The sequence below is a fragment of the Listeria swaminathanii genome, from assembly GCF_014229645.1.
GTDB classification, from domain to species: domain Bacteria; phylum Bacillota; class Bacilli; order Lactobacillales; family Listeriaceae; genus Listeria; species Listeria swaminathanii.
Window position 1 is genome coordinate 68367 of sequence record NZ_JAATOD010000006.1, and the last position, 25298, is coordinate 93664.

Sequence of the window (25298 nt, forward strand, 5' to 3'; positions counted from 1 at the left end):
ATGGTTAGTTTACTTCATTTGGAATAATTTGAAACGTAGCAAAATCAAACAAGCCTTGATCGGTTAATTTTAATTCTGGGATAACTGGTAAGGTCAAGAACGACAAGGTTAAAAATGGATCAAAACCTTTGGCATGACTAATTTGATTAAAGGCATTTAAAAGACCTGCTAAATCCGTTTCCACTTCTTCATATGGCTTATCGCTAAGAAGACCTGCAATCGGAAGCGCCAAATCATGCAGTACTTTACCAGACGCATCCACTACAGCAATACCGCCACCTGTTTTGGTGATATGGTCAATAGCAGCTTTCATTGCTTCATCACTGACACCAACTGCGACAATATTATGGGAATCATGGGCAACAGTTGTAGCAATCGCGCCTTCTGTTAAACCAAAGCCTTTTACAATACCAACGCCAACACAGCCAGTATCGTGATGCCGCTCTACAACAGCCATTTTGAGCAAATCATTTTCTACAGTAGGAATAAATTTCCCGTTTTGAATAGTGACTTGTTCGATGCGCTTTTCTGTAAATAAACTGTTTGGCTGCATTCCGATTACATAGCACGTTTCTTTTGTTAAAGTTAACGCTAAATCTTGCAGGCTTAAATGGTGATTAATTGGTGGTGATACGAACGGTACTGCGGCTTGTTTCCTGAAAGCAGCTTCCTTTCGAACGCCATTTTCCACAACGACTTCTCCATTTTTCAAAACTTTGCTGATTTCTACGGTTTGTAAGTCGGTTAGAAAAACGATATCTGCTTGGTATCCCGCGGCAATCGCGCCGAGATACGGTAAATTATGACAATTAGCCGCATTAATCGTTGCCATTTGGATGGCGGTTATTGGTTCTATTCCATTTTTAATTGCTAACTCGATATTGTAGTTGATGGAGCCTTCTGTAATCAAATCATTAATCAGTTTATCATCTGTGCAAAAACAAAAACGATGGCTATTTTTTTCAGAAACGGCAGGAATGGTTTGAAGCAAATCGCGACCAACTGTCCCTTCGCGTAGCATTACAAACATACCGGCACGTAAGCGGTCTGTAGCTTCTTTCGCCGTGGTGCTCTCGTGGTCTGTTCGAATGCCAACTGCCAGATAATTATTCAAATCAGCGCTAGTTAAGCCGGCACCGTGGCCATCAATTCGACCGCCCTCTTTTTTAGCATCGATTATTTTCGTTAAAATATCATCGCTGCCCTTTGCTACGGACGGAAAATCCATTACTTCGGCAAGGCCGATTACTTTTTCATGTCTATAAAGTGGGTGGAGTTTCTCGGCGTGTAGTGTTTCTCCATTATGTTCACCTTCTGTTGCGGGAACGCTTGAAGGAAGCATTACAAACATATCTAGTGGAGCCCCTTTGGCATCTTCTAGCATAAACTCGATTCCTTTTTCTCCAGCAACATTGGCAATTTCATGTGGATCGGTCACGATAGTTGTTACCCCATTTGGCAGTAATACACGTGCAAACTCAGATGGCGTCACCATTGCGCTTTCCACGTGCACATGCGCATCAATAAAGCCAGGAGCAATAAACGCCCCAGCAGCATCTATGACTTTTTCTGCATCCGGAAAATTACCAATGCCGGCGATATAGCCATTTTTAATAGCGATATCTCCGTCCATGATTTCTCCAGAAAAAACATTTATTATTCGTCCATTCTTAATGACTAAATCTGCTTTTGCGCGCCCATCACTGACCGCAACACGCTCTTGTAGTTGTTTTAAATTCTCCACCAAATTTCGCCTCCGTCAATTAAGCTTCAAAGAAACCTTCATCAAGCAAGTAACCTTCCGCACTTTCTATTGTTGGGAAAACTGCTTCTAAATTCTCGCCTGTATAAATAACCCACATTTTATTTTCGTATACAAGTGATAATTTTTCACCGCTATTATCTTGGTATATTTTTGTTAATCCTTCTTTATAGCCATCTTCATCACTATCCATAAAATCTTTCGCTTCAAGTAACAATACCCGAATTTCATTTTCAGAGTAATCTTTTACGTTCACATAGCCTTGTTTGTCGAGTGGCTCTACTTCTAAAAATGGTGCATAGACAAAAGCATTGCCGTTTGGGTGCAGATGTTTGACGATAATTTTCTTGTCTCGTTTGCTTGCTGGATAATGCACGTTGATACGGCCCATAGAAATTTCATGTAGTTCAAAACCGTCGATTGCTTCTATCAGTGCCTTTTTTTCCTCAAAGTTTAACATAATGTATTTTTTCCTCCAAAATTAATTTTCTTTTAAAATATCCGTCACTAAAGCTGGTAGCCATTCTTTTAAATCACTAAAAATAAATCCAGCTTCTTTTGCTTTCGTGTTATCTAAATAATAGGTTTTTTCAAGGCCAAATGGGGAATCATCCTCATCATCCGTTACTTCTTCTACTAGTGCTAGTTCGCCAGTTTTGGCTTCTAGCATTTTGATGAATGTATTTAAAGCATATGTTCCGTCAGATGCCGCGTTGATAGGTCCGGTCAAATCTGATTCCACTCCAACCCATTCTAAAAAGTGAGCCGCTTCGTCTGAAGTAATAAAGCCTATCTCCGCTTGTCCATTGCTAATCCCAATTTCTTGGTGTTTCTTAATATGATCAATATGAAAATGAAGTCGTTTTGTATAATCGTCCAGTCCAAGCACTATTGGAAAACGTACGGCAACGACTGGAAAAGTGGCTTTTTGGAAAAATACGGCTTCGGCAAGTCGCTTTCCTTCACCGTAATCAAAGTCTTCCTTGTCCCCAATAACAATTTCATAATGTTCAGGATTAAAGTCCTCTTCGACTAAAGCGCGTCCTTTTTGGCTATAGACAGAGAGTGATGACGTATATATGTATCGTTTTACTTTTCCTTTAAAGGCATCTACTGCATAGAGCGCCTCTTTTGGTGAAAAACAAATATTATCGTAAATAACATCCCATTCTTCTTTTGCTAATTGAAATAAATCATCTCTTGATTCTCGATTTAAAATAACCCGTTTGACAGAATCGCCAAAATTATCATCTGTTTTGCCCCTTGTACCAATTGTGACGTCATGCCCTTCTGAAATAAGTCTCTCCACTAATTTCTTTCCAAAAAAGCGCGTACCACCGAATACTAAAACCTTCATTTTGACTCCTCCTTTATTTACAAAAACAGGAAGTTCGCGTTTTTTGGCGCTATCTTCCTGTTTTCTTCCTCATTCAATCATATAACCTTGGCCTTTTTTCGTTTTGATAAATTCACCTAAACCAATTTCTGCTAGTTTTTTACGAATTCGTACGACGTTAACCGTCAGCGTATTATCATCAACAAAACTTTCATCTTCCCAAAGTGCGCGCATAATTTCATCGCGACTTACGATGCTGCCTTTTTGTTTCATTAGTTCATATAAAATTAAAAATTCATTTTTTGTTAGCTCAATTTTATCTTCTAAATGTGTGAGAGTATTCGTATCGATGTGAAGGAAGACATTATTGTGCTCCATTACGTTAGCTTCTTCTAAATCTGCATAAGAATATGTTCGTCTTAAAAGTGCGTTAATCCGCGCCATTAGTACATCAAGGTCCACTGGTTTCTCAATATAATAATCTGCTCCCATATTCATGCCCATAATTTGGTCCATTCGTGAATTACGTGATGATAAAAAGATAATTGGTACATTTGACACTTCTCGGATTTGGTTACACCAATAAAAACCATCAAAGAAAGGAAGATTGACATCCAAAATAACTAATTGGGGTTCAAAAGATAAAAACTCTTGTAAAATATTGTTAAAATCCTCTACTACACCAATCTCAAATCCCCATTTGCTTAAATGTTTCCGGATTGTATCACGAATTACTTCATCATCTTCCACGATATATACCTTCACCATTTCTAGTACCTCCTCAGCAGAACTCTCTTTTCATTTTAGCTGAATTAACCGCAAAAGCCAATTACTTTTTATTTCCCATTACAATTTTGGTAAAAGAATCAATACATAAAAAGTAATACGCGGTGTAACACACAATATAAATACCGGTTCCAATTAATACTGGATACTTAATATTATCCATTAAATTAATAGAAATACCCCATAACGCAGCCATTGAATGTGCAATTCCGAAAAACAATGGAATCACAAAAATCGGCCAGACTTGCTTGGAAATAATCTTACGTACTTCTTTTTCAGTCACACCTAATTTAAATAAAATATCAAATTTGTCTTTTTCTGATACAGCATCTGTTACAAGTTTAAAGTAAATAATACTTCCTGTTGCTAAAAAGAAGACAACACCAATAAAAATACCAATAAATAATAACGAACCCACCAATGTGGAAATCAAATGATAATTCGTATAATACGAAGAAACATTTTCTGAAAATAGTGATGGCTCTCCGTCCACAATAGTTTGCACTTTTTTATCCAAACTTTCACTATGATTCGGGTTCGTAATATCAAACATTTCGACAGATTCCGGCTCGAAAAGTCGCTCCAAAACTTCATAATAATCATCGGATACAACGAGCGTTTCATAAGAAATCCCTGTATTAAAAATCGAATACTCGCGGAAATCCACTACTTTGATTGGTGGCAAGTTTTTAGCAATGGGCTCATTCGACTGAACAACCATTTTACGAGTAAGCCATTTTTCTTGCACTTCTGGTCTTGCATAATAAGTGTTTTTTCCGAGCAAGATTGCATCCCCGTAAGCTAGTTTTTTGGGGCGTTTAAAGTCACTCTGCTGTCGTTCGCCAATTCGAATATACTCTGACTCAGATACAACCGTATGAATCATGTTATCCATACGCATTCTATATTTAGGAATATCTTTATATTCAAGTACAGCGCTAACCATCTCTGCTTGCATCAAACTTTGCAGCTTATGATCTTGGTCATCATGAATCGTTTGAATAATCTCAGCCTCTTGCTTTGCCGAAATATCAAGCACCTGATAACTAGAAGGATTCTCTGCTGAAATATCATTAATCGTTCGGACATAAAAACTACTCATCGAACCAATAATCGTCAGCGTTGTCGCACTTAGTACAGCAATCATCGCAATCGTTCCAGCATTTTTCTTCAACCTAAAACGAAGCGAAGTCACACCAATAATATTCGTCCCATTATAAAAGAAATGTTTATTATTATATAATTTACGGATTAAATACGGCGTGCCAAACCTGACCATGAGCCACGTTCCTAAAATGACCGCCCCTAGTATGACTAAAATTAAATCAAAAAAATCATATTTCAACCAAATGGCCGATTCCTCAATATTTCTCGTTGCTAAATAATAACCAAAGACAATTAAAGCAAGTCCAATTAACATTAAACTAAAAGAACCTTTAGCAACTTTTTCTTCTCTTTCATCGTTTTTAAATAGTTGACTCAAATTATAACGTAATACAATGAAAATCGCGTAAACTGATGTGAAAAGCATAATGCTGAAAAAGACAAGCATCGTATCAAGAATAGCCTTAAATGAAATGATAAACTCGGCATCTATCGCTAAACCAACAATCCAAAACAACAGCATCGCAAATAATTTAGAAGAAAAAATACCAATTAAAATACCAAACAAAGTAGCCAGCATATAAAGCATAGCATTTTCAAAAAACAATACTAAGACCACTTGTGATTTCCGCAAACCAAGCAATGAATACAAGCCTATTTCTCGTTTTCGTCTTTTAAGGAAAAAGCTATTGGAATAAAAGATAAAAAAGAAGATAAACAATATCAACAAAATACTTGCTGAAGAAAACATCGCCGGTCCGAATAGCTCCCAGCGTTTAAAAACCGTCTCAATTAGCGGATTATAAGACAACGAAACAAACGTAAAAAACACTAACACACAGACAATAAGCGAAACAAAATAAACAATATATTGATTAAAATTCTTTCGCATATTAGTCAGCGCAACTTTAAATAACATCGTTTTCGCCACCTCCAAGAAGCGCCAACACATCTAACACCTTTTGGAAAAATTGTTTTCTTGAACTTGTTCCGCGGTAGATTTCTGTGAAAATTTCGCCGTCTTTAATAAACATAATTCGTTCGCAGTAACTGGCTGCAAAGGCATCGTGCGTCACCATCATAATCGTAGAATCGCGCACATCTTTTGCTTGAGAAAGCCCTTCTAACAAGTTTGTCGCAGCTTTAGAATCGAGTGCTCCGGTAGGCTCATCCGCGAAAATTAGTGTTGGCTCTGTAATCATGGCCCGACAAACCGCCGTTCGCTGCTTTTGTCCGCCCGATATTTCTGTAGGATATTTATTCCGCAATTCAAAAATCCCAAACTGGCGTGCAATAATTTCAAAACGTTCATCAATTTCGGCTTGTTTAATATGAGCAAGTGCTAGTGGTAAAACGATATTATCTTTCACTGTCATCGTATCTAATAAATTATAATCCTGAAAAATAAAACCAAGCTGATCGCGTCTAAAAACGGCCAATTCTTTCCCATTCATATTCGAAATGAGTTTTCCGCCAATCTCAATTTCCCCAGATGTCGGTTTATCTATAGAGGACAACACATTTAATAAAGTAGATTTCCCCGCACCAGAAGGACCCATAATTCCAACAAATGAGCCTTTTTCTATTTCTAAACTAATACTTCCAATCGCAGAAAACAAATTGCCTTTTGACCCGTATACTTTTCTGACTTTATGCGCCTTTAGCACTGTTTCCATTGTATTCCTCCCGTTACGTTCATTATTTGGTTATTTTACCTTACTTTTAGTTAAGATACTATGGGCTATAGTTGTATTTATCAAAAAAAATCACTTCCCTATTTTAATAAAAACAGACAAATGATTTTTCTTCTTATTTCTTTTCCACGAAGATTTCCGTGCCAATTGTTTCGTCATCTGTATAGGTTTCTCGCATTGATTGAATGAGCTTTTCTAGTTCTTCTAAACTGATGGAAACGTCAGCAGCAATAATATCCCACGCTACCTCCGCTCGGCCATTAATCGATGTCATGATTTTTAATCTACCTTGCGAAAAAAGCATAATTGCAGGCTTCTTCAATTCCGTTGCTTTAATTTCGTTCCATGGCTTAAAATCACCACGATAAGCAACTCCCCGTTCTGTTAACTCTACTGTTGGAGCGATATTAATTAAACGTAGCAACGGACGTAAAACACAAAGACCGATAAACACGAGTAAAATTATTTCTTCTACGCCATTGACGCCTTTGATATGACTAAAAACAACATAAAGCAATAATCCAACTGCCATCCAAAGTAAACAACTGGAAAAAATCAAACGACGATTTACTCCAAATTCGATTTTCTCTGTTTTCTCTGCTTGTTCTAGCTCATTTTCTATCATTATTTTCCCCCAGTTTCACAGCTCTATTATTTCTATTGTACTAGAAATATACTACAATGGAAAGGAGGCTTTCTTTTTTCTGTAGAAGGCGTATTAAAATGATAAATTTCGGTTGACCTTTTTAGCATTTGTGATATAATTTCTTTAATGCTTTTAAGTAGTAAAATGTAATAATCAAATAAAGGAGGAGAACATCATCGATCAAGTTATCTTAATTGGCTTCATGGGAGCTGGAAAAACAACGGTTGGAAACATACTCGCAAATTTGGCTAATTTACCGTACATCGATATTGACGAAGTAATTACGAGCGAACAAGGAATGAGTGTATCGGACATTTTTGCTAAATATGGTGAAAAAGAATTCCGTCGTTTAGAACATGAAAAATTAAAAGAATTAGCTAATACCAAAGCCGTTATAGCAACAGGCGGTGGCATTGTTCTCAATCCTGAAAATAGAAAAGTTTTGAAAAATACATACCCGGTCATTTATTTAGAAACCGACCCAGAAGTATTTATGAACCGTCTCAAAGGCGATACCACCCGACCACTTGTACAACAAAAATCGGCTGAAGAAATTCGCGCTATTTTTGAACCACGGATTGCTCATTATCAGGATTCCGCAGATTTCATTGTTAATACCGATAATCGTAACCAACAAGAAGTTGCTACAGCCATTTTGGCTATGTTAGATAAGTAAAAAACAGCGCTATGCAACTAGCGCTGTTTTTTTATTCTGTACAGTGTCTACACCACATATCCGGTAATACGGACGTATAGTCTTTGGTAAATGTTAATAAATCATAAAACATACTATCTGCATAACCAGCATCGATGTCTTCTATTTTGTTTAATTCAATTTCGCGGTGAAGTGCTTCGAGTGCCGCATCACGTAAGGCTGGTAACACGTATCCAGTGATTTTGATTTGTGCTAAAGCAGCTGAAACCGTAATTCTATCGGATGTGCGAACATCACTACCGAACTCAGCCAACAGTTGCTGCAAACGCTCTACCCCATCATCTTTTGCTGGAACATATGTCGCATTTTTCACTGTTTCCATCATGTATTTGGGAAAAGCAGCTAAATTAAGTCCTTGATCACTTTTATCACTAAAGTATTCTTCTAAACGACGCAGTACCGCAAGACCATCTTCATAGCCAAATGGACCATATGCATCTTTTTCATCTAAATAAAAACTCGCTTTGAAGTGCTCTTTGAAATGTGGATGTGTTGTTTCGCTGTTTAATGCGGCATTAGGCTTATCAATATACATTGCAATTGCCATTCTCATTTCCTCCATTCATGTAAAATCTATTACATACATCTTACCAAATTATCGTCCCTTTTGAAAGAAGAAAAAAATATGACAATTTCGCAACAATTTCATGCTTGAATTTCGTCGTTTTCGTGATTTAATTAATTTTTTTGTACTAAAACGGTAAGAAAATAAATAAAACTGCTTAAAAAGGTTAAAACATTCACCTTTGACCATTTTTTTGTTTCATGGTTAAATAAAAACTGGACTTGATTTTTATTAATCTCGTCTGTTAATTTATTAGTCAACCACACACACTCGAAAGCAAAAACCGCCATTTATCCCATTATGGCGGTTTTTGTATACTTTAATTTAAATGTAAAACAGTGACTGCTTCAATGTGCGTCGTCATTGGGAACATATCCACTGGTTGGACTTGCTTCGCCACATAACCGCCATCTGTTAATATTTTCATATCGCGGGCTAACGTGCCTGGATTACAAGATACATATACTACTTTCTTTGGTTTCATCGCCAAAATCGTTTCAAGTAGTTTCTCATCGCAACCTTTTCTCGGTGGATCTACTACTAACACGTCTGCTACTATTCCAGCTTTATACCACGCTGGAATGACCTCTTCAGCCTTCCCTGTTTCAAAGGTTGTATTCGCTAGTTCATTTAATTCTGCATTAGCACGGGCGTCTTGAATGGCTTGATCCACAATTTCAACCCCATAGACATGCTTGGCTTTTTTCGCGAGACAAAGGGAAATAGAACCAATGCCGCAATACGCATCAATTACCGTTTCCTCCCCTGTCAGTTCAGCCGCATCTATTGCTTGTTGATACAACACTTCTGTTTGCAGTGGATTCACTTGGTAAAACGAACGCGCCGAAATAGCAAATCTAATTCCGTGAATAGTATCCTCAATAATATCTTTACCCCAAAGCGTTTTTGTACGATCGCCAAAAATGACATTGGTTTTATGCGGATTAATATTTTGAACAATAGATGTTAATTCAAGTTGTTCAGTCAAATCATGAACAATTTCATCTTTAAAAGGCAAGCGTTCTTTCGTAGTCACTAGTACAATCATTAATTGTCCAGTAGTATGTGCAAAACGCGTCATAACATGGCGGATATCACCTTTGCCCGTTTTTTCATCATATGGCTCTGTACCATATTTAGCAAGGATTTCTCGTGTTTTTTGAACGGCAAAATCGCCTTGCTCATTGTGAATAAGACAAGTAGACATATCGATAATTGCGTGGCTTCTTTTTTGGTAAAATCCGGCTGTTAACTTGCCATTTACGAAACCGACTGGCACTTGTGATTTATTACGATAACGCCACGGGTTTTCCATACCAAGTGTTGCTGGTACGTCGACATTTAGTTTGCCAATGCGTTTCATTGTTTCTTCCACTTGATTTCGTTTGAACTCAAGTTGGCCCTCATAGCTTAGATGTTGTAAACTACAACCGCCACACTTAGAATAAACGGCACATGGTGGTTCCACACGATCCGAACTAACGGTTTCGATAGTTTCCATTCGAGCAAAACCGTAATTTTTATTTAGTTTAATTATTTTGGCTGTCACTTTTTCGCCAGGTAACGTATTTGGAATGAAAAGTGGGTACCCGTCGATTTTGCCAACCCCGCTGCCATCATGCGTTAAATCTTCAATTGTAAGTTCAATGGATTGGTTCTTTTTTAAAAGGGATGCTTCCAAAGTCCCTTGCCCCTCTCTTTGCTTTACTTAATAATATATTCGATACCGATTGGTTCTTGAATTACAGCTTCTTCCTGCTCTTTAAAAACAAGCATGGTGTTTTTCTGCAAGGTAAAATCATAGACAAAAGATTTTGGATAAATTGTCACATTTTTATTTATTGTAAGATCTTTTGTATTGTCTGTGATAGTTATTTTATCTGGAATAGTGCTATTAAAAATACCTGCTGCAACCTCTGCTTCATCGCTTGAATAGGTTGTTTTTAAGGGCACTTTAATATCGTTATTGGTTGTGTCTTCTATTTTTATAGGTGTTTTGTCTGTTTGTACTGACCGTTCGCCGCTTGTAATTTCGTAGTTGGCTAATTTCTTCTGAATAGTTGTTGTTGGGTAACGGTATTTCGTGTTTGTAATATACTCGGAAACTTTCTTTGCTTCAATCCGAAGGCGATATGCTTTAATATTTTTGTATCGGTCGTTAGAAGCAGCTAATTCTTTCAAAATTTCTTCGTTTGTCGTTGTGAGGATTAAATCTCCATTTGTAGCAATATTTGTGTTTGTATTCGTTGCTGGAATAGATAAGATTATATTATCCTGTATCGGAATTTGCATTTGATTATTTATCCATACTTTGTTACTTTCAATTAGCTCTGTTTTACTCACTTTTGGAGCTTGTTCTTCTGCATCAACTTGCCAAAAGACAAAAACAGCCGCTGCGATAGCAATGATAAGAACAATTATTATCATCGTGAATTTTTTAAATAGATGATCACTTGTCATATCGCATTCACCTCATTTCTTGTCAGACTACTTATTATACTTGTTTTGCGCAAATAAGACAAATAACTAACAATAATTACATCCTTTTTACTATGTTGCAATTAGGACATTTAGGCTAAAGAAAAAAACTACCTTGTTGGGCAGTTTTTAGCTATTTTCTTTTATGAATAAATCTGTTGCTGGGATATCATCCACACTTGCGAAAAACTCGATATGTTGTTTTAAATTGCGGAATGCCATTGGGGTCTCCCCGCCTAGCTCACCGTCAAGATTAATCAACATTTTGTCTTCTGAGTGAACAATTACTTTTTCTGATTTTACATAGATGACATTCGGTTCTTTAATATGATCGCCTCTAAGAGCCAGTGTAACTAAGCGGATAAATTCTGCTAAATTGACTTTTTTTACGATAATGAGCGAAAATTTACCGTCGTCTAGTTTGGCATCCGGGGCAATTTTTTCGAAGCCGCCGATAGAATTGGTTAATCCTAGTAGGAAAAACATTACTTCGCCTTCAAAAACGCCTTGATCATATTCTACTTTTACTTTGGTTGCTTTTAAGGATGGTAACATTTCAATTCCTTTTAAATAATAAGCAAGTTGTCCAAGCATTGTTTTTAGACGGCTAGGAACGTCGTAGGTCAGTTCTGTTAGCCGACCGCCACCACCAATATTAATAAAATAAGTTTCGTTTGCTTTACCTATATCCATTGCTACACTTTGACCAGCTGCTATAATCTTCGTTGCTTTTATCACGTCTCTAGGAACATGTAAGGCTCTTGCAAAATCATTGGTTGTCCCGGTTGGTATAATCCCTACTTTTGGGCGATATTCTTTTTCGGCAATACCATTAATGACTTCGTTAATGGTACCATCTCCACCTGCTGCTACAACCAAATCAAAACGATCTCTTACAGCTTCTTCGGCTGCACGTTTGGCGTCATCTGGTTCTGCAGTGGTTGCATGTGCAGACGTTACATAGCCCGCTTCCTCTAATATCGAAAGGACATCTGCAAGGTTTTTCTTAATGATTTCTCTTCCAGATGTGGGATTATAAATAACTCGAGCGTGTTTTTGCATTATGTTCGTCCTCTCCTTCACTCAAACAGCGTTGTTCAAAAGAAAAGCGCGTTTTGACACATGATAGTAATATTATAGCAAATTTCGCCATAAATTCCTAATAAAAACAAGCAGTGAGGCGAAATACCCCACTGCTTGTTTTTTTAACGTTTGTTCATTTCTTCTAATAACAGCTTGTTAGCCATTGGTGGATTTGCTTGGCCTTTTGTTGCTTTCATTACTTGACCAATTAAGAATCCAACCGCACGATCTTTACCATTTTTAAAGTCAACGATAGATTGTTCATTGTTATCCAAAATTTCACCGATGATTGTGCGTAATGCTCCTTCATCAGAAATTTGAACAAGTCCTTTGTCTTTAACAACTTGCTCTGCGTCACCACCATTTTGCGCTAATTCACGGAAAACTTTTTTGGCGATTTTAGAGGAAATTGTGCCGGCTTCGATTAATTTAATCATACCTGCTAGATTTTCAGGTGTTAGGCCTGTTTCGTGAAGTTCTTTTTGTTCTGCATTTAAGTATGCGGAAACTTCACCCATTAGCCAGTTAGACGCTTGTTTAGCATCCGCTCCAGCTGCAAGAGTTGCTTCAAAGAAATCAGACATTTCTTTTGTTAGCGTAAGAACCATTGCATCGTATGCAGGTAAACCAAGGTCGTTAATATAACGAATTTGGCGTTTGTCTGGAAGTTCAGGAATTTCAGCACGGATACGTTCTTTCCAAGCATCATCAATAAATAAATCTACTAAATCTGGCTCTGGGAAATAACGATAGTCGTCGGATCCTTCTTTGATACGCATCAAGGAGGTTTTTCCAGTTGCTTCTTCAAAACGACGTGTTTCTTGTTCGATAATACCACCAGAAAGAAGTACTTCTGCTTGGCGTTTTTCTTCGTATTCAATACCTTTACGCACGTTGTTGAATGAGTTTAGGTTTTTAAGTTCTGTTTTTACGCCAAATTCTTCACGGCCGACTGGACGGATAGAAATGTTGGCATCACAGCGCATCGAACCTTCTTCCATTTTTACATCGGATACGCCGGTGTATTGGATGATTGATTTTAGTTTTTCAAGGTAGGCATAAGCTTCTTCTGCAGAGCGAATGTCTGGTTCGGAAACGATTTCGATTAGTGGTGTTCCTTGACGGTTAATATCCACTAAGGAATAACCATGAGATGTATGCGTGTTTTTACCAGCATCTTCTTCTAAATGAAGACGAGTGATACCGATTTTTTTCTTTTTACCGCCAACTTCGATTTCAATCCAGCCATGTTCGCCGATTGGTTTATCGAATTGGGAAATTTGGTATGCTTTGGGATTATCTGGATAGAAATAGTTTTTGCGGTCAAATTTTGTATGTTCAGCAATTTCACAGTTGATTGCCATTGCCGCTTTCATACCGAATTCTACAGCGCGTTTATTTAAAACTGGTAAAACACCTGGCATACCTAAGTCTACCACGGTTGTATTTGTATTTGGTTCTGCTCCAAAATGAGCTGGCGCAGAAGAAAATATTTTTGAATTGGTTTTTAACTCTACGTGAACCTCAAGTCCAATAACTGTTTCAAAATTCATTGCTACGCCTCCTATAAGTTTGGTTTTTCTTTATGGAATGTTGTTTCTTGTTCAAATGCATGCGCTACTTTGTATAATAATGATTCTTCAAAGTAGTTACCGATAATTTGTAAGCCTACTGGTAAGCCATCTGAGAATCCACAAGGAACAGAAATAGCTGGTACGCCGGCTAAGTTAATCGGAACAGTTAAAATATCATTGGAATACATTGTAATTGGATCATTAATCATGCCGTCAATTTTGAAAGCTGTTGTCGGAGAACTTGGTCCAATAATTACATCGTAGTTTTCAAATACGTTAACAAAATCTTGTTTAATCAACGTACGTGCTTGTTGTGCTTTTTTGTAGTATGCATCGTAATAACCAGAGCTTAACGCATATGTTCCAAGCATAATACGACGTTTTACTTCATCGCCAAAGCCTTCAGAACGAGTTTTAGTATAAAGTTCTTCTAAAGTAGTCGCGTTTGGAGAACGGTATCCGTAACGAACGCCGTCAAAGCGAGAAAGGTTAGAAGATGCTTCACTAGATGCTAAAATATAGTAACTTGCTACACCATATTCAGAATGAGGTAAGGAAACTTCATCCCAAGTAGCACCAAGTTTCTCTAGAGTTTTAAGGGCGTCCAGTACAGCTTGTTTTACGCCAGGGTCAACGCCTTCCGCAAGATATTCTTTTGGAACACCGATGCGTAAGCCTTTGATGTCGCCTGTTAAGCTATCTGAGAAACGTTCTACTGGTTGGTTAATGGACGTAGAATCGTTTGCATCTAGACCAGAAATTGCTTCAAGCAAGTACGCGTTGTCTTCTACATTTTTAGTAATTGGGCCGATTTGGTCTAAAGAAGACGCAAAGGCAATTAAACCAAAACGAGATACGCGGCCATATGTAGGTTTCATTCCGACTACCCCACAAAAAGCTGCTGGTTGTCGAATCGATCCACCAGTGTCACTACCAAGTGAGAATAATACTTCTCCAGCTGCAACTGCGGATGCACTACCACCAGAAGAACCACCAGGAACTCTTGATAAATCCCAAGGGTTAAATGTTTTGTGGAAATACGATGTTTCTGTCGACGAACCCATCGCAAATTCATCCATGTTTAATTTTCCGATATTGATTGTTTGCGCACTTTTCAATTTAGAAACAACTGTTGCATCGTAAATTGGATCGAAGTTTTCTAAAATTTTACTTGCTGCTGTTGTGCGCAAGTTTTTTGTGACGATATTATCTTTAATCCCGATTGGAAGTCCTGCAAGCATATTGTTAGGATCTATGCCAGCATCTCCAAGCTCTTCCGCTACACCAAATGCTGCTTCTTTATTTAAAGTAATAAAGGAGCCCACTTTATCCTCTACGGATTCAATTCGGTTGAATGATTCTGATACTAAATCAAAAGGTGTAATCTCTTTTTTTACTAATTTATCGTGTAGTTCTTTTACTGAAAAATCAAATAAACCCAAAATAATTTCCCTCCTTAGCTACTTTTATTGTTCCATGATTGTTGGTACTTTGAACATGCCGTCTTGCTCATCTGGCGCATTTTTTAGTACTTCTCTACGGTCAAGCCCTTTTGTTGCCACATCTTCTCGTAATACATTGGATACTTCAATTGCATGGCTGGTAGGTTCTACATTCGTTGTATCAAGCGTATTTAATTGCTCTACTAGCTCAATAATTTTACCAAGTTGACCAGCGAAAGCAGTTGCTTCTGTTTCTGATACTTCTAATTTGGCAAGATTTGCTACTTTTTCTACGGTTTCTTTTGATATATTTGACAAAATGCCATCCTCCTTTTTAGTGGTACTTTCTGCGCGGTAGTACTTCCCGCCTGTTAAAAATGGGAAGAACTGTCCTCTCCTGCATAATTATACAACAGGAAAGAACAATTCGCATTGTTTTTTATTAATCGTAAATGTGGGCAGTTGCTGCATCTTCATTTGCTTTTCTTGTAATTAAAGCAGCCGGACCGTCCGATGTCGAAATATTGACTTGTAAATCAGCCGTTTTTGAAAGATGCTGACCTACTAAATCTGTTACGTACTGCGTGAAGCCAATGATTTCTGCTTCCCCGTAAAACTGTAGTGGAATATCAATACTTAGCGATGCCAATTGGCCATCTTCGTATCTTGCACGACCAACGACACCAGTAAAGTTTGGATAATAATCTTCAATCGATTTTTTGAAATTAAGGAAGTTATCATTATCTGTTTTGTGGTCTTTTGCGGATTCAGTCGATGGTAAAACATAATTTTTTTCGTCAATGTTTTTCCAATTGGATAAGCTATCACCATTTGCTGTTGAATAAGCAATGAAGTTCCCTGGAGCGACAGCATCACGCGCGCCTTGTTTGTAGATAGCGATAGTTACAGGAACATTTTCCAAGCCTTTTGTTTGGCGAATTCGATTTAACACAGTAGCAGACATTTCTTTCCCTTGTGCTAATAGATCACTGTCACTGATTGCTTGTTCATAAGTGTCGCCGTATTGTTCTTTTTGGTAATAATCAACGGAATTCATCGCAAGGGCAATTGAAATCCCACCAAGCGCAACCGTATCTTTATCCGTTTGTTTTAAATAATCTTGTTCTAAAATGTGTGCTAGATAAATCGGATTACGATCTTTTCCGTCACCATTACTTTCTGGATTTAAACCGTTGGGATTTTTATCGCTTTTTCTGTCTAACCATTTTTGTAAAGTTTCTTTATCCAAATATTGTCCTTCTTGGAAAAGATAATTGTCTGGCGAGTATTTATTTTGAGAAACACGCATTAAACCAGATTCTAATTCGTTAATGTCATATCTTGAATAAATATTCGATACGACAAGTCCACGAGATTTACTTGCTTTGTATGGTAGTACGGTTTTGTAATAATTGGATGAGATTTGGTTTTTTGTCATGATACCCGTTTCTGCTTTTGTATCGTCTTTTTGTACCACTTTATCGTTTGAGTCGAGTTTTGGGGCACAGCCAGAGAGAACAAGCGTTAAACCGAGTGCTGCAATTATGAGTTTTTTCATTCGTTTAATCCACCTTCGTCTGGTAAGTACTCTATTAAGTCTTCTTCGGACCAAATAGGAATTGCTAGTTCTTCAGCTTTGGCTAGTTTAGAACCAGCATCACTGCCAGCTACAACAACATCCGTTTTCTTACTGACGCTTCCAGAAACATTTCCTCCGAGTGATTCGATTAATGCTTTTGCATCATTACGCGTTAACTGCACTAGTTTTCCTGTTAAGACAACAGTTTTCCCTGCGAAAACAAGTTCTTCCTCGGACATATCTTCTAGTTTTGGCCCTGTATAGGTCATATTGACGCCAGCCCTTTTTAGTTCTTCTAATAAATCATGTACTTCTTCATTCGCAAAATAGGTCACAATACTATCTGCCATTTTTTCACCAATGTCGTTAATACTTGTCAGTGTTTCTTTATCTGCTATTTTTAGTTCATCCATTGTGTCGAAATGAACCGCGAGCGATTTGGCTGCTTTGGCACCAACATGGCGAATTCCCAAACCAAATAGCAATTTTTCAAGCGAATTTTGTTTACTTGCTTCGATGGATGCTAGTAAATTGGTTACTGATTTCTCACCCATTCTTTCTAATTCTAACAGTTTCTCCTTCGAAAGGAAAAACAAATCTGCTACATCTTTGATTAAATGCTGCGAAAATAGTTGGATAATCACTTTTTCACCAAGGCCATCAATGTTCATTGCATTCCGGGAAACAAAGTGAATCAGGCCTTCTTTAATTTGAGCTGGGCACTTAGGATTAATACATCTTAGCGCCACTTCTTCTTCTAAACGAACCAGTTCGCTATCACACGTTGGACAGGTTTTAGGCATATGAAAAGGTTTTTCATTTCCGCTCCGTTCTTCGGTGATGCTTTTAATGACTTCTGGAATGATATCGCCGGCTTTTTTGATTAAAACGGTGTCGCCAATGCGGATATCTTTTTCCGTGATTAGGTCTTCATTATGAAGGGATGCTCGGCTGACGGTAGTTCCAGCAACTCTCACAGGTTCTAACACAGCGGTGGGAGTTATTACACCGGTTCTGCCGACATTTAATTCGATATCGAGTAGCTTCGTTGGTACTTCTTCAGCTGGGAATTTATACGCAATCGACCAACGTGGTGATTTAACGGTTGTTCCCATTTGGCGTTGTTGTTCTAAATCATTTAATTTTAAAACAATGCCATCGATATCGTATGCTAAGCCAGCTCGTTTTTCTGTCCACTCTTCGATATAAGCATAAACTTCTTCTAAATTGTTGCAAAGTCGGCGCTCTTTATTGACTTTAAGACCTAGTGTTTCGAGCATATCTAAGCCCGCACTGTGTGTCGTCACGCCCATTTCACCAAAATCAGCTACGGCATAAAGGAAAATATCTAAGTTTCTAGATGCAGCAATTTTTGTATCTAATTGTCGAAGCGAGCCAGCTGCTGCGTTTCGCGGATTTGCAAATAGCATCTGGCCTTCTTCTTCGCGTATTTCATTTAATTTTTGGAAAGAACGTTTTGGCATAAATGCTTCGCCGCGAACTTCAATAGAATAATCTTTTTTAAGTTTCATTGGAATGGAACGTATCGTACGCAAGTTAGCTGTGATATCTTCGCCAATAGTTCCGTCTCCTCGGGTAGCACCTTGTTTGTATTTCCCATTTTCGTATTGAAGGGATACTGCCAAGCCGTCAATTTTCAGCTCGCACATATAAGCAATATTATCGCCAACTTTATCGCGAATTCGGCGGTCAAAACCAGCCAAATCTTCGTGGTTAAAAGCATTGGCAAGGCTTAACATCGGCGTGTCATGCGCCACTTTATTGAAGCCTTCTAAAACTTCTCCGCCTACTCGTTTCGACGGGGACTCAGGTGTAACCCATTCGGGATGCGCTTCTTCTATTTTAAGTAGTTCTTGCATCTTTTGATCGTATTCGGCATCTTCTACTGTTGGATTATCAATTACATAATAATCATAGCTGTATTGATCAAGTATGTTGATAAGTTCTTCATACCGTTTTTTATCAGCCATCATTTCTTCACCTGCTTTTTCCAAATTTATACTTTTTCAATTGGCGCAAATTCTGCGAGCAATCGTTTGACGCCAGTTGGACTTGGGAATGCGATATCTAATTCCATTCCGCTGCCTTCTCCTTTGACACTTACGACTGTTCCTACGCCCCATTTTTTATGGCTCGCTTTATCGCCGACTGTCCAACCAAGTGTTTCCGCGCCGGAGGATTTGTACGCAGTAGTTGCTTTTTGCGGCATCCGTGGTTTGGCATAAGGCTTATCTGTTTTTATTTTATTTTCGTTTCCTAATTCTAGTAAATCGCGCGGAATTTCTCCGATGAAACGAGACTCTTGGTTGGATGACGGGCGACCGTATAGCATCCGTGAATATGCGCTCGTTAGGAAAAGTTCTTCTTCCGCTCTCGTAATACCAACATAAGCAAGACGGCGTTCCTCTTCCATTTCGTCCTCTTCATAAATAGCTCTGGAATGTGGGAAAATCCCTTCTTCCATCCCAACTAAAAAGACAACCGGGAATTCTAGCCCTTTGGCAGAGTGAAGCGTCATCAGTGTGACTGCTCCGTTTTGCTCTTCATTATCTTCTTCTAACTTATCAACGTCCGCAACAAGTGCTAAATCTGTTAAAAAGGCAATCAACGTTTTATCGTCGTTTTCTTTTTCAAAGTTTTGCGTTACAGATAAAAACTCATCGATATTTTCTAAACGTGTTTGCGCTTCGATGGTACGTTCGTTTTTCAACATCGCGCGGTAGCCTGTTTTTTCAAGGATTTCTTCTACTAGTTCCGTTACGGATAAGAAATCTTGCATTTGCGTGAAACCGCGGACCAAATCATGGAACGCAACTAAATCCTTGCTTATTTTAGGAGAAATGCCCGCTAATTCGATACGGTTAAGCACTTCAAATAAGCTCAAATCATAGGTGGTCGCAACATTATTTAACTTATCTAATGTGCCTGGCCCAACGCCGCGTTTTGGTACGTTAACAATACGTGTCAAACTAATATCGTCTTCGTTATTACTAATCAGACGTAAATACGCCAAAATGTCTTTAATTTCTTTTCTGTCATAGAACTTCGTGCCGCCGACCATTGTGTAAGCCATATTGGACTTCATGAAATATTCTTCCATTACACGGGACTGGGCGTTAGTTCTATAAAGAATTGCAAAATCAGAAAGTGGACGACTTGAGTTATTCACTTCTTCTTGAATTTTCATAACAACATAAGCCGCTTCTTCTTTTTCCGTGAGTGCTTTATGGTAAAAAATCTTCTTACCTTCTGCATTGCTAGTCCAAAGATTTTTCGGTTTACGATTACCGTTGTTTTCGATGACACGGTTTGCTGCTTCTAAAATGCGTTTGGTCGAACGGTAATTTTCTTCTAGTAAAATCGTTTTGGCATTGGGGTAATCTTTTTCGAAAGACATAATGTTACTAATATCCGCCCCGCGCCAACCATAGATAGATTGATCCGAGTCGCCAACGACACATAAATTTTTAAATCTAGAAGCAAGCTGTTTTACAAGTAAATATTGCGCGTGGTTGGTATCTTGGTACTCATCCACGTGAATATATTGAAACTTGCGTTGATAGTATTCTAAAACATCCGGCACACGTTCAAATAATTGAATCGTCACCATGATTAAATCGTCAAAATCGAGCGCTTGGTTCTTTTTGAGTTTCTTTTCGTATTTTTCGTAGACTTCGCCGACCATTTTGTCATAGAAACCACTTGCTTCTTTGATATATTCACTCGCAGAAATAAGTTCATTTTTGGCATTACTGATTGACGCCAAAATACCCCGTGGCTCAAATTTCTTAGGATCGACATTTTTTTCTTTTAAGATTCCTTTAATAACCGATAATTGGTCGCCACCATCTAGAATGGTGAAATTGCGTTCGTAGCCAATGCGATCAATATCTCGACGTAAAATTCGTACGCACATTGAGTGGAAAGTGGAAATCCAGATTGATTCCGCTTCTCCGCCCATTAAATTACCAATCCGTGATTTCATTTCACGTGCGGCTTTGTTCGTAAACGTAATCGCTAAAATATTATACGGGTTCACGCTACGTTCTCTCACTAAATAAGCTATCCGGTGCGTTAAAACACGTGTTTTACCACTTCCGGCTCCAGCCATAATTAATAAAGGTCCTTCTGTACTTTCTACTGCTCTGCGTTGTTCTGGATTTAATCCGTCAACTAATTCTTTTGCATTCAATTGCATTCTCCTATACACCACCATACAAACATTTGTTCTTATTTTATCATACTACACCTTATAATCAAACCGTTTTCTTTGTAAAAATACTGGCGGTTTCGAGTGCTTTTTCTAAATCTTCATAAATAATGTTGCCGACAATAATCGTATCCGCGTATTTCGCCATTTCAGCAGCTTGTTTTTTGGAACGAATTCCGCCGCCATACCAAAATTTTGTATCGTCTAAAACGGTACTTACTTTCCTTGCGACTTCCGGATCACCGTACATTCCGCTATATTCCACATAAAAAATGGGCAGATGAAAGATATTCTCTGCTAAACGGGCATACGCAACAATGTCTTCATCCGTCAAATCTGTCTTCGCTTCTGTTAAATGGGCAACTTTGGCGTCTTTATTTAAAATAACATAACCTTCTGATGTGACTCGCTTCCAAGGAATAAAATCCCCCATTGCTTTGATTAACTCCTTGTGTAAACCATGCGTCCATTTACTGTTTTCCGTATTTAATACAACTGGAATTAAAAAATGTTCAGCTTCCGGTAAAATCATGGATTCATCACTTACTTCAAGAAAAATCGGTAAGTCTGTTTCAGCTAATAATTCATACAGATTTTCGGCTGCTTCTGTTTGTAAATTATCTGTCCCGCCGATAATAAATCCATCGGTTCCAGAATGGATGAGCTTCGTGAGGTCATTAGTTGGTAAAGTCTTTGCTGGGTCTAACTTGAATAAATGTTTCATTTGCTCCTCCAAGTCTCTATAATGGGATATCTTATTATAGCATTAGTTACATTTCATCGCACCCTTACAATAGGAAATTTTAACTTTTTTTAAGCTTTTTTTAGCAGTTACTGTTGGGATAGCTTTTATTTTATGGTATGATGGGGAAAATTTGATTTTATGTTAACTTCTGAGTACTTACATAGAAAAAAGGAAATGGGGATATTATGCAAGAAAACAGAGAAGAATGGGGCTCAAAAATCGGATTTATTTTAGCATCCGCCGGGTCCGCAATAGGAATTGGTGCAATTTGGAAACTGCCTTATGTGGCTGCAACTGCAGGAGGTGGCGCATTTTTCTTATTGTTTTTAGTTTTAACTTTGCTCGTAGTGATGCCGCTTTTGATTGCAGAATTTGTGATTGGACGTGGTTCTGGTGGCGATGCGGTTCAATCATATAAAACACTCGCTCCCGGAACAAAATGGAATTTACTTGGAAAATTAGGCGTAGTTGGCGCGAGTATTTTGTTTTCATTTTACAGCGTTGTTGGTGGTTGGATTATCACTTACTTAATTAAAACGCTCGTTGGTGGGATTGCTGGGGAAAATCAAGTGAGTTTGCTCCATGATTTCCAAGTAACGACAGCTAATCCATGGATATCTGTGGGCGCAACGATTTTCTTTATTTTACTGAATGTCATCGTTATTAGCCGCGGGGTTGTGAGTGGAATTGAAAAAATGAGCAAGTTTATGATGCCTGCCCTGTTTGTTTTGTTTATCGTTTTAATTATTCGGTCTTTGACACTTCCTGGTGCGATGGAAGGTGTCGCATTCTTCTTACGGCCCGATTTTAGTCATTTCACTGCCCAAACCGTTCTTATTACACTTGGCCAGGCATTCTTTTCACTAAGTGTGGGGATTTCAGTGATGGTGACATATAGTTCTTACTTGAATCGCTCGGTTAGCTTACCACAGTCCGCGATTTCGGTTTCACTTATGAACGTATTTGTTTCGCTTCTTGCGGGGTTAGCAATTTTCCCTGCAGCGTTTTCGTTTAATATTACGCCGGATGCGGGGCCTGGACTACTATTTGTTATTTTACCGTCGATTTTTAATCAGATGCCTTTTGGAATATTATTCTTTATTATTTTCTTGATTCTGTTTTTATTCGCCGCATTAACATCTAGCTTCTCCATGCTAGAAGCGACTGTTGCGCCTCTAATGAATGCTGGCTTGAGTCGAAAAAAAGCGAGCATTTGGATGGGGTTAGTGATTGTTTTAATGGCAATCCCAAGTGCGCTAAGTTTCGGTGTTTGGAGTGACGTTCAGATTTTCGGATTGAGCATTTTTGATGCCGCTGATTTTCTCGTATCAAATATAATTTTACCCGTCGGCGCTTTGTTTATCGCGATTTTTGTTGGTTACCGACTACCGCGCGAATTGCTGTTAAAAGAATTCACAACGAGCAGTCATTTTGGCAAAAAGGCATTTATTATTTGGCTCTTTCTTATTAAATATATTGCTCCAATCGCGATTATCTTTGTCTTTCTTTCAGCAACAGGTTTAATCAAGTTCCTCTTTTAACGAAAAAAGCAATTCGCTTAAAATTTAGCGAATTGCTTTTTTTATATTGCCATCAAGACAATGCTTGTTACACAAATCAAAATTCCACTGAGACCAATTGCCGTACCAATCGCCCGTTTTTCTTTTACGTTTACTAGTGTCGTGAAAATAAAACAAATGATAAAGACCCAGTGCCAAAGTAAAGAAAAATCAAGCCCGGTGCCAGTGGAAATCATATTAATCACAAAGTAAAGAACTGCAAGCGCAAGAATAGAAATGATCACAATCTGATAGGTTTTACTATTAAATTTTTTCATCTTCTATCCCTACCAATCTTATTCTGGCTTTGTCATTCTTGAAAATACAACATCATACATATCATTGCCATAATGAAGTGAACGTTTTACACGTGAAATGGTTGCTGTACTTGCACCAGTTTCTGATTCAATCACATTATATGTTTTTCCATCATGAAGCATTTTTGCTACTTGGAAACGTTGAGCCATGGACTGTATTTCATTCACTGTACATACATCATCAAAAAAAGCATAACATTCTTCTAAATTCTCGAGCGTCAAAATCCCTTGGAAGAATTCATCCAATCCTTGTCCACGCAACTTCTCTATTTGCATATCTTTACCTCCAAATAATCTCATATATCCTACTTTCATATTTTAACGTACCAACGCGTAAAACACAAACGTTTCTCTTCACTAAATGAACAAAAAAAGTACCATCTCCGCATTTTATCCAGAGATAGTACTTTTTTATTATTCCGCTTTCGTACCAATATCGATTCGATAAAAGAAGTTCGGATTATCTAGTTTTTGCATTTCTGGGTAAAGTAACGTGCGCGCGTCACTCATCGTTTCTGCCTCTTTTGCGAGTAATAAAACGCGCCCGCCATTTGAGATGAATTCGCCTGTTTCATCTTGTTTTGTTCCAGCATGATAAATCGCCACATCTTCTGCAATATCATCCAAGCCAGTTAGCTTATTTCCTTTATCATAATGCTCTGGATAACCTGCGCTCGCTAATACAACACCAAGCGTAATCCCCGCTTTTTTAAAACGGACATCTGGTTTTTCGTTATTAAGTAAAGCTGCAATCAAGGCTGCAAAATCACTTTCTAAACGAGGCAACACAACCTGCGTTTCTGGATCGCCAAATCGGGCATTAAATTCAATTACTTTTGGTCCATCTTCTGTTAAAATAAGGCCTGCGTAAAGAATACCTCGGAAGTATCGACCTTCTTGTACCATCCCTTTTGCAGCCGGGATAAGAATTTTTTCAACCGCTTCTTCTACTGCTGTATCTGCAATATGAGGTACTGGTGAATAAGCGCCCATTCCGCCCGTATTTGGTCCTTTATCGCCTTCGTAAGCACGTTTATGATCTTGCGCAATTGCCATTGGATAAACTTCTTCCCCATTTACAAAAGCCATCAGTGAAAACTCTTCTCCCGCCAAGAAGTCCTCGATAACGACTTTAAGAGAAGCGTCACCGAATTTTTCTTCGAGTAGCATATCTTTTAACGCAAGAACTGCTTCTTCCATTTCTAGCGCAACTGTGACCCCTTTTCCAGCAGCAAGTCCATCTGCTTTGATAACAATTGGCACATCGCGTTCATCCAAATATGCTTTGGCTTCCGCGTAATCAGTGAACGTTTTTGATGCCGCAGTTGGAATAGCATATTTCTCCATAAATTGTTTCGCGAAATCTTTGCTACCTTCAATTAATGCTGCGTTTGCTTTTGGTCCGAAAGCCTTGATTCCCGCTTCTTCCAAAGCATCAACAACACCTTCCAAAAGCGGCACTTCTGGCCCAACAATCACAAAGTCGATGTCTGCTTTTTTAGCAAAATCAATTAAACCAGCTTTATCCGTTTCAGAAATAGCAACTAACTTAATACCATCTAAACTCATTCCGTCGTTTCCCGGGGCGCAGTAAACTTGTTCGACATTGTTTGACTCTCTTAATTTTTTACTAATGGCATGTTCTCTACCACCGCTACCAACTACTAATAAGTTCATTTATT

General features: G+C 38.2%; 23 protein-coding genes. 2 read left to right on the top strand and 21 right to left on the bottom strand.

The features are described 5' to 3' along the window. Positions 1-4: 4 nt before the first annotated feature. The 7 genes from ade to HCX62_RS13585 all read right to left on the bottom strand — a co-directional run bounded on the left by ade (position 5) and on the right by HCX62_RS13585 (position 7307). Entirely contained in the window at positions 5-1747 is a 1743-nt protein-coding gene (gene ade / locus HCX62_RS13555) for an adenine deaminase (RefSeq protein WP_185639433.1), read from the bottom strand. A 16-nt stretch (positions 1748-1763) separates the two neighbouring features. Next, positions 1764-2222, bottom strand: a complete 459-nt coding sequence (locus tag HCX62_RS13560) for a hypothetical protein (protein WP_185639434.1) — start codon at positions 2220-2222, stop codon at positions 1764-1766. 21 nt (positions 2223-2243) lie between these two features. Continuing rightward, positions 2244-3119: an SDR family oxidoreductase gene (locus HCX62_RS13565; protein WP_185639435.1), complete on the bottom strand. Its 876-nt coding sequence runs from the start codon at positions 3117-3119 to the stop codon at positions 2244-2246. A gap of 69 nt (positions 3120-3188) precedes the next feature. Further along, positions 3189-3866 carry a two-component system response regulator VirR gene (gene virR, locus HCX62_RS13570; RefSeq protein WP_008948091.1) on the bottom strand — a complete coding sequence of 226 codons (678 nt, stop codon included), beginning with the start codon at positions 3864-3866 and terminating at the stop codon, positions 3189-3191. A 61-nt stretch (positions 3867-3927) separates the two neighbouring features. After that, positions 3928-5907 (bottom strand): ABC transporter permease, encoded by a 1980-nt coding sequence (locus HCX62_RS13575; RefSeq protein WP_185639436.1) that lies wholly within the window; start codon positions 5905-5907, stop codon positions 3928-3930. Beyond that, positions 5897-6664 carry an ABC transporter ATP-binding protein VirB gene (gene virB, locus HCX62_RS13580; RefSeq protein WP_185639437.1) on the bottom strand — a complete coding sequence of 256 codons (768 nt, stop codon included), beginning with the start codon at positions 6662-6664 and terminating at the stop codon, positions 5897-5899. The genes HCX62_RS13575 and virB overlap by 11 nt, the downstream gene beginning before the upstream one ends. A gap of 133 nt (positions 6665-6797) precedes the next feature. Further along, entirely contained in the window at positions 6798-7307 is a 510-nt protein-coding gene (locus HCX62_RS13585; protein ID WP_185639438.1) for a hypothetical protein, read from the bottom strand. 208 nt (positions 7308-7515) lie between these two features. Here HCX62_RS13585 and HCX62_RS13590 point away from each other — a divergent pair, with 208 nt between their 5' ends. Beyond that, entirely contained in the window at positions 7516-8004 is a 489-nt protein-coding gene (locus HCX62_RS13590) for a shikimate kinase (protein WP_311175919.1), read from the top strand. A 31-nt stretch (positions 8005-8035) separates the two neighbouring features. On the opposite strand, the gene HCX62_RS13595 is transcribed toward HCX62_RS13590, so the two are convergent. The 11 genes from HCX62_RS13595 to pcrB all read right to left on the bottom strand — a co-directional run bounded on the left by HCX62_RS13595 (position 8036) and on the right by pcrB (position 21719). Further along, the gene (locus HCX62_RS13595) at positions 8036-8590 is read right to left on the bottom strand and encodes a molybdate metabolism regulator (protein ID WP_185639440.1); all 555 of its coding nucleotides are present in this window, start codon (positions 8588-8590) and stop codon (positions 8036-8038) included. A 337-nt stretch (positions 8591-8927) separates the two neighbouring features. Then, the gene (gene rlmD / locus HCX62_RS13600; RefSeq protein WP_185639441.1) at positions 8928-10289 is read right to left on the bottom strand and encodes a 23S rRNA (uracil(1939)-C(5))-methyltransferase RlmD; all 1362 of its coding nucleotides are present in this window, start codon (positions 10287-10289) and stop codon (positions 8928-8930) included. A gap of 23 nt (positions 10290-10312) precedes the next feature. Beyond that, complete coding sequence (locus tag HCX62_RS13605; RefSeq protein ID WP_185639442.1) at positions 10313-11068, bottom strand: hypothetical protein; 756 nt, start codon at positions 11066-11068, stop codon at positions 10313-10315. A gap of 147 nt (positions 11069-11215) precedes the next feature. Then, on the bottom strand, positions 11216-12148 hold the full coding sequence (locus HCX62_RS13610; protein WP_185639443.1) for a diacylglycerol kinase: 933 nt from the start codon (positions 12146-12148) through the stop codon (positions 11216-11218). Positions 12149-12291: 143 nt separating this feature from the next. Next, positions 12292-13722 carry an Asp-tRNA(Asn)/Glu-tRNA(Gln) amidotransferase subunit GatB gene (gatB, locus tag HCX62_RS13615; RefSeq protein ID WP_008948101.1) on the bottom strand — a complete coding sequence of 477 codons (1431 nt, stop codon included), beginning with the start codon at positions 13720-13722 and terminating at the stop codon, positions 12292-12294. An 11-nt stretch (positions 13723-13733) separates the two neighbouring features. After that, a complete protein-coding gene (gene gatA, locus HCX62_RS13620; RefSeq protein ID WP_185639445.1) occupies positions 13734-15185 on the bottom strand; it encodes an Asp-tRNA(Asn)/Glu-tRNA(Gln) amidotransferase subunit GatA in 1452 nt (483 codons plus the stop codon). Positions 15186-15209: 24 nt separating this feature from the next. Next, entirely contained in the window at positions 15210-15503 is a 294-nt protein-coding gene (gene gatC / locus HCX62_RS13625) for an Asp-tRNA(Asn)/Glu-tRNA(Gln) amidotransferase subunit GatC (RefSeq protein ID WP_008948103.1), read from the bottom strand. 124 nt (positions 15504-15627) lie between these two features. Next, positions 15628-16743 carry a CamS family sex pheromone protein gene (locus HCX62_RS13630; protein WP_185639446.1) on the bottom strand — a complete coding sequence of 372 codons (1116 nt, stop codon included), beginning with the start codon at positions 16741-16743 and terminating at the stop codon, positions 15628-15630. Next, the gene (gene ligA, locus HCX62_RS13635) at positions 16740-18755 is read right to left on the bottom strand and encodes an NAD-dependent DNA ligase LigA (RefSeq protein WP_185639470.1); all 2016 of its coding nucleotides are present in this window, start codon (positions 18753-18755) and stop codon (positions 16740-16742) included. Before ligA ends, HCX62_RS13630 begins: the two co-directional genes overlap by 4 nt. A gap of 26 nt (positions 18756-18781) precedes the next feature. Continuing rightward, on the bottom strand, positions 18782-20977 hold the full coding sequence (pcrA, locus tag HCX62_RS13640; RefSeq protein WP_185639472.1) for a DNA helicase PcrA: 2196 nt from the start codon (positions 20975-20977) through the stop codon (positions 18782-18784). 64 nt (positions 20978-21041) lie between these two features. Next, complete coding sequence (gene pcrB, locus HCX62_RS13645; protein WP_185639447.1) at positions 21042-21719, bottom strand: heptaprenylglyceryl phosphate synthase; 678 nt, start codon at positions 21717-21719, stop codon at positions 21042-21044. A gap of 206 nt (positions 21720-21925) precedes the next feature. On the opposite strand from pcrB, the gene HCX62_RS13650 reads away from it, so the two are divergent. Continuing rightward, a complete protein-coding gene (locus HCX62_RS13650) occupies positions 21926-23281 on the top strand; it encodes a sodium-dependent transporter (protein ID WP_185639449.1) in 1356 nt (451 codons plus the stop codon). A 41-nt stretch (positions 23282-23322) separates the two neighbouring features. On the opposite strand, the gene HCX62_RS13655 is transcribed toward HCX62_RS13650, so the two are convergent. The 3 genes from HCX62_RS13655 to purD form a co-directional block, all read right to left on the bottom strand. Further along, a complete protein-coding gene (locus HCX62_RS13655; RefSeq protein WP_185639451.1) occupies positions 23323-23577 on the bottom strand; it encodes a hypothetical protein in 255 nt (84 codons plus the stop codon). 18 nt (positions 23578-23595) lie between these two features. Continuing rightward, entirely contained in the window at positions 23596-23892 is a 297-nt protein-coding gene (locus HCX62_RS13660; protein WP_003720075.1) for a YerC/YecD family TrpR-related protein, read from the bottom strand. 138 nt (positions 23893-24030) lie between these two features. Then, a complete protein-coding gene (gene purD, locus HCX62_RS13665) occupies positions 24031-25293 on the bottom strand; it encodes a phosphoribosylamine--glycine ligase (RefSeq protein ID WP_185639452.1) in 1263 nt (420 codons plus the stop codon). Positions 25294-25298 lie beyond the last annotated feature (5 nt).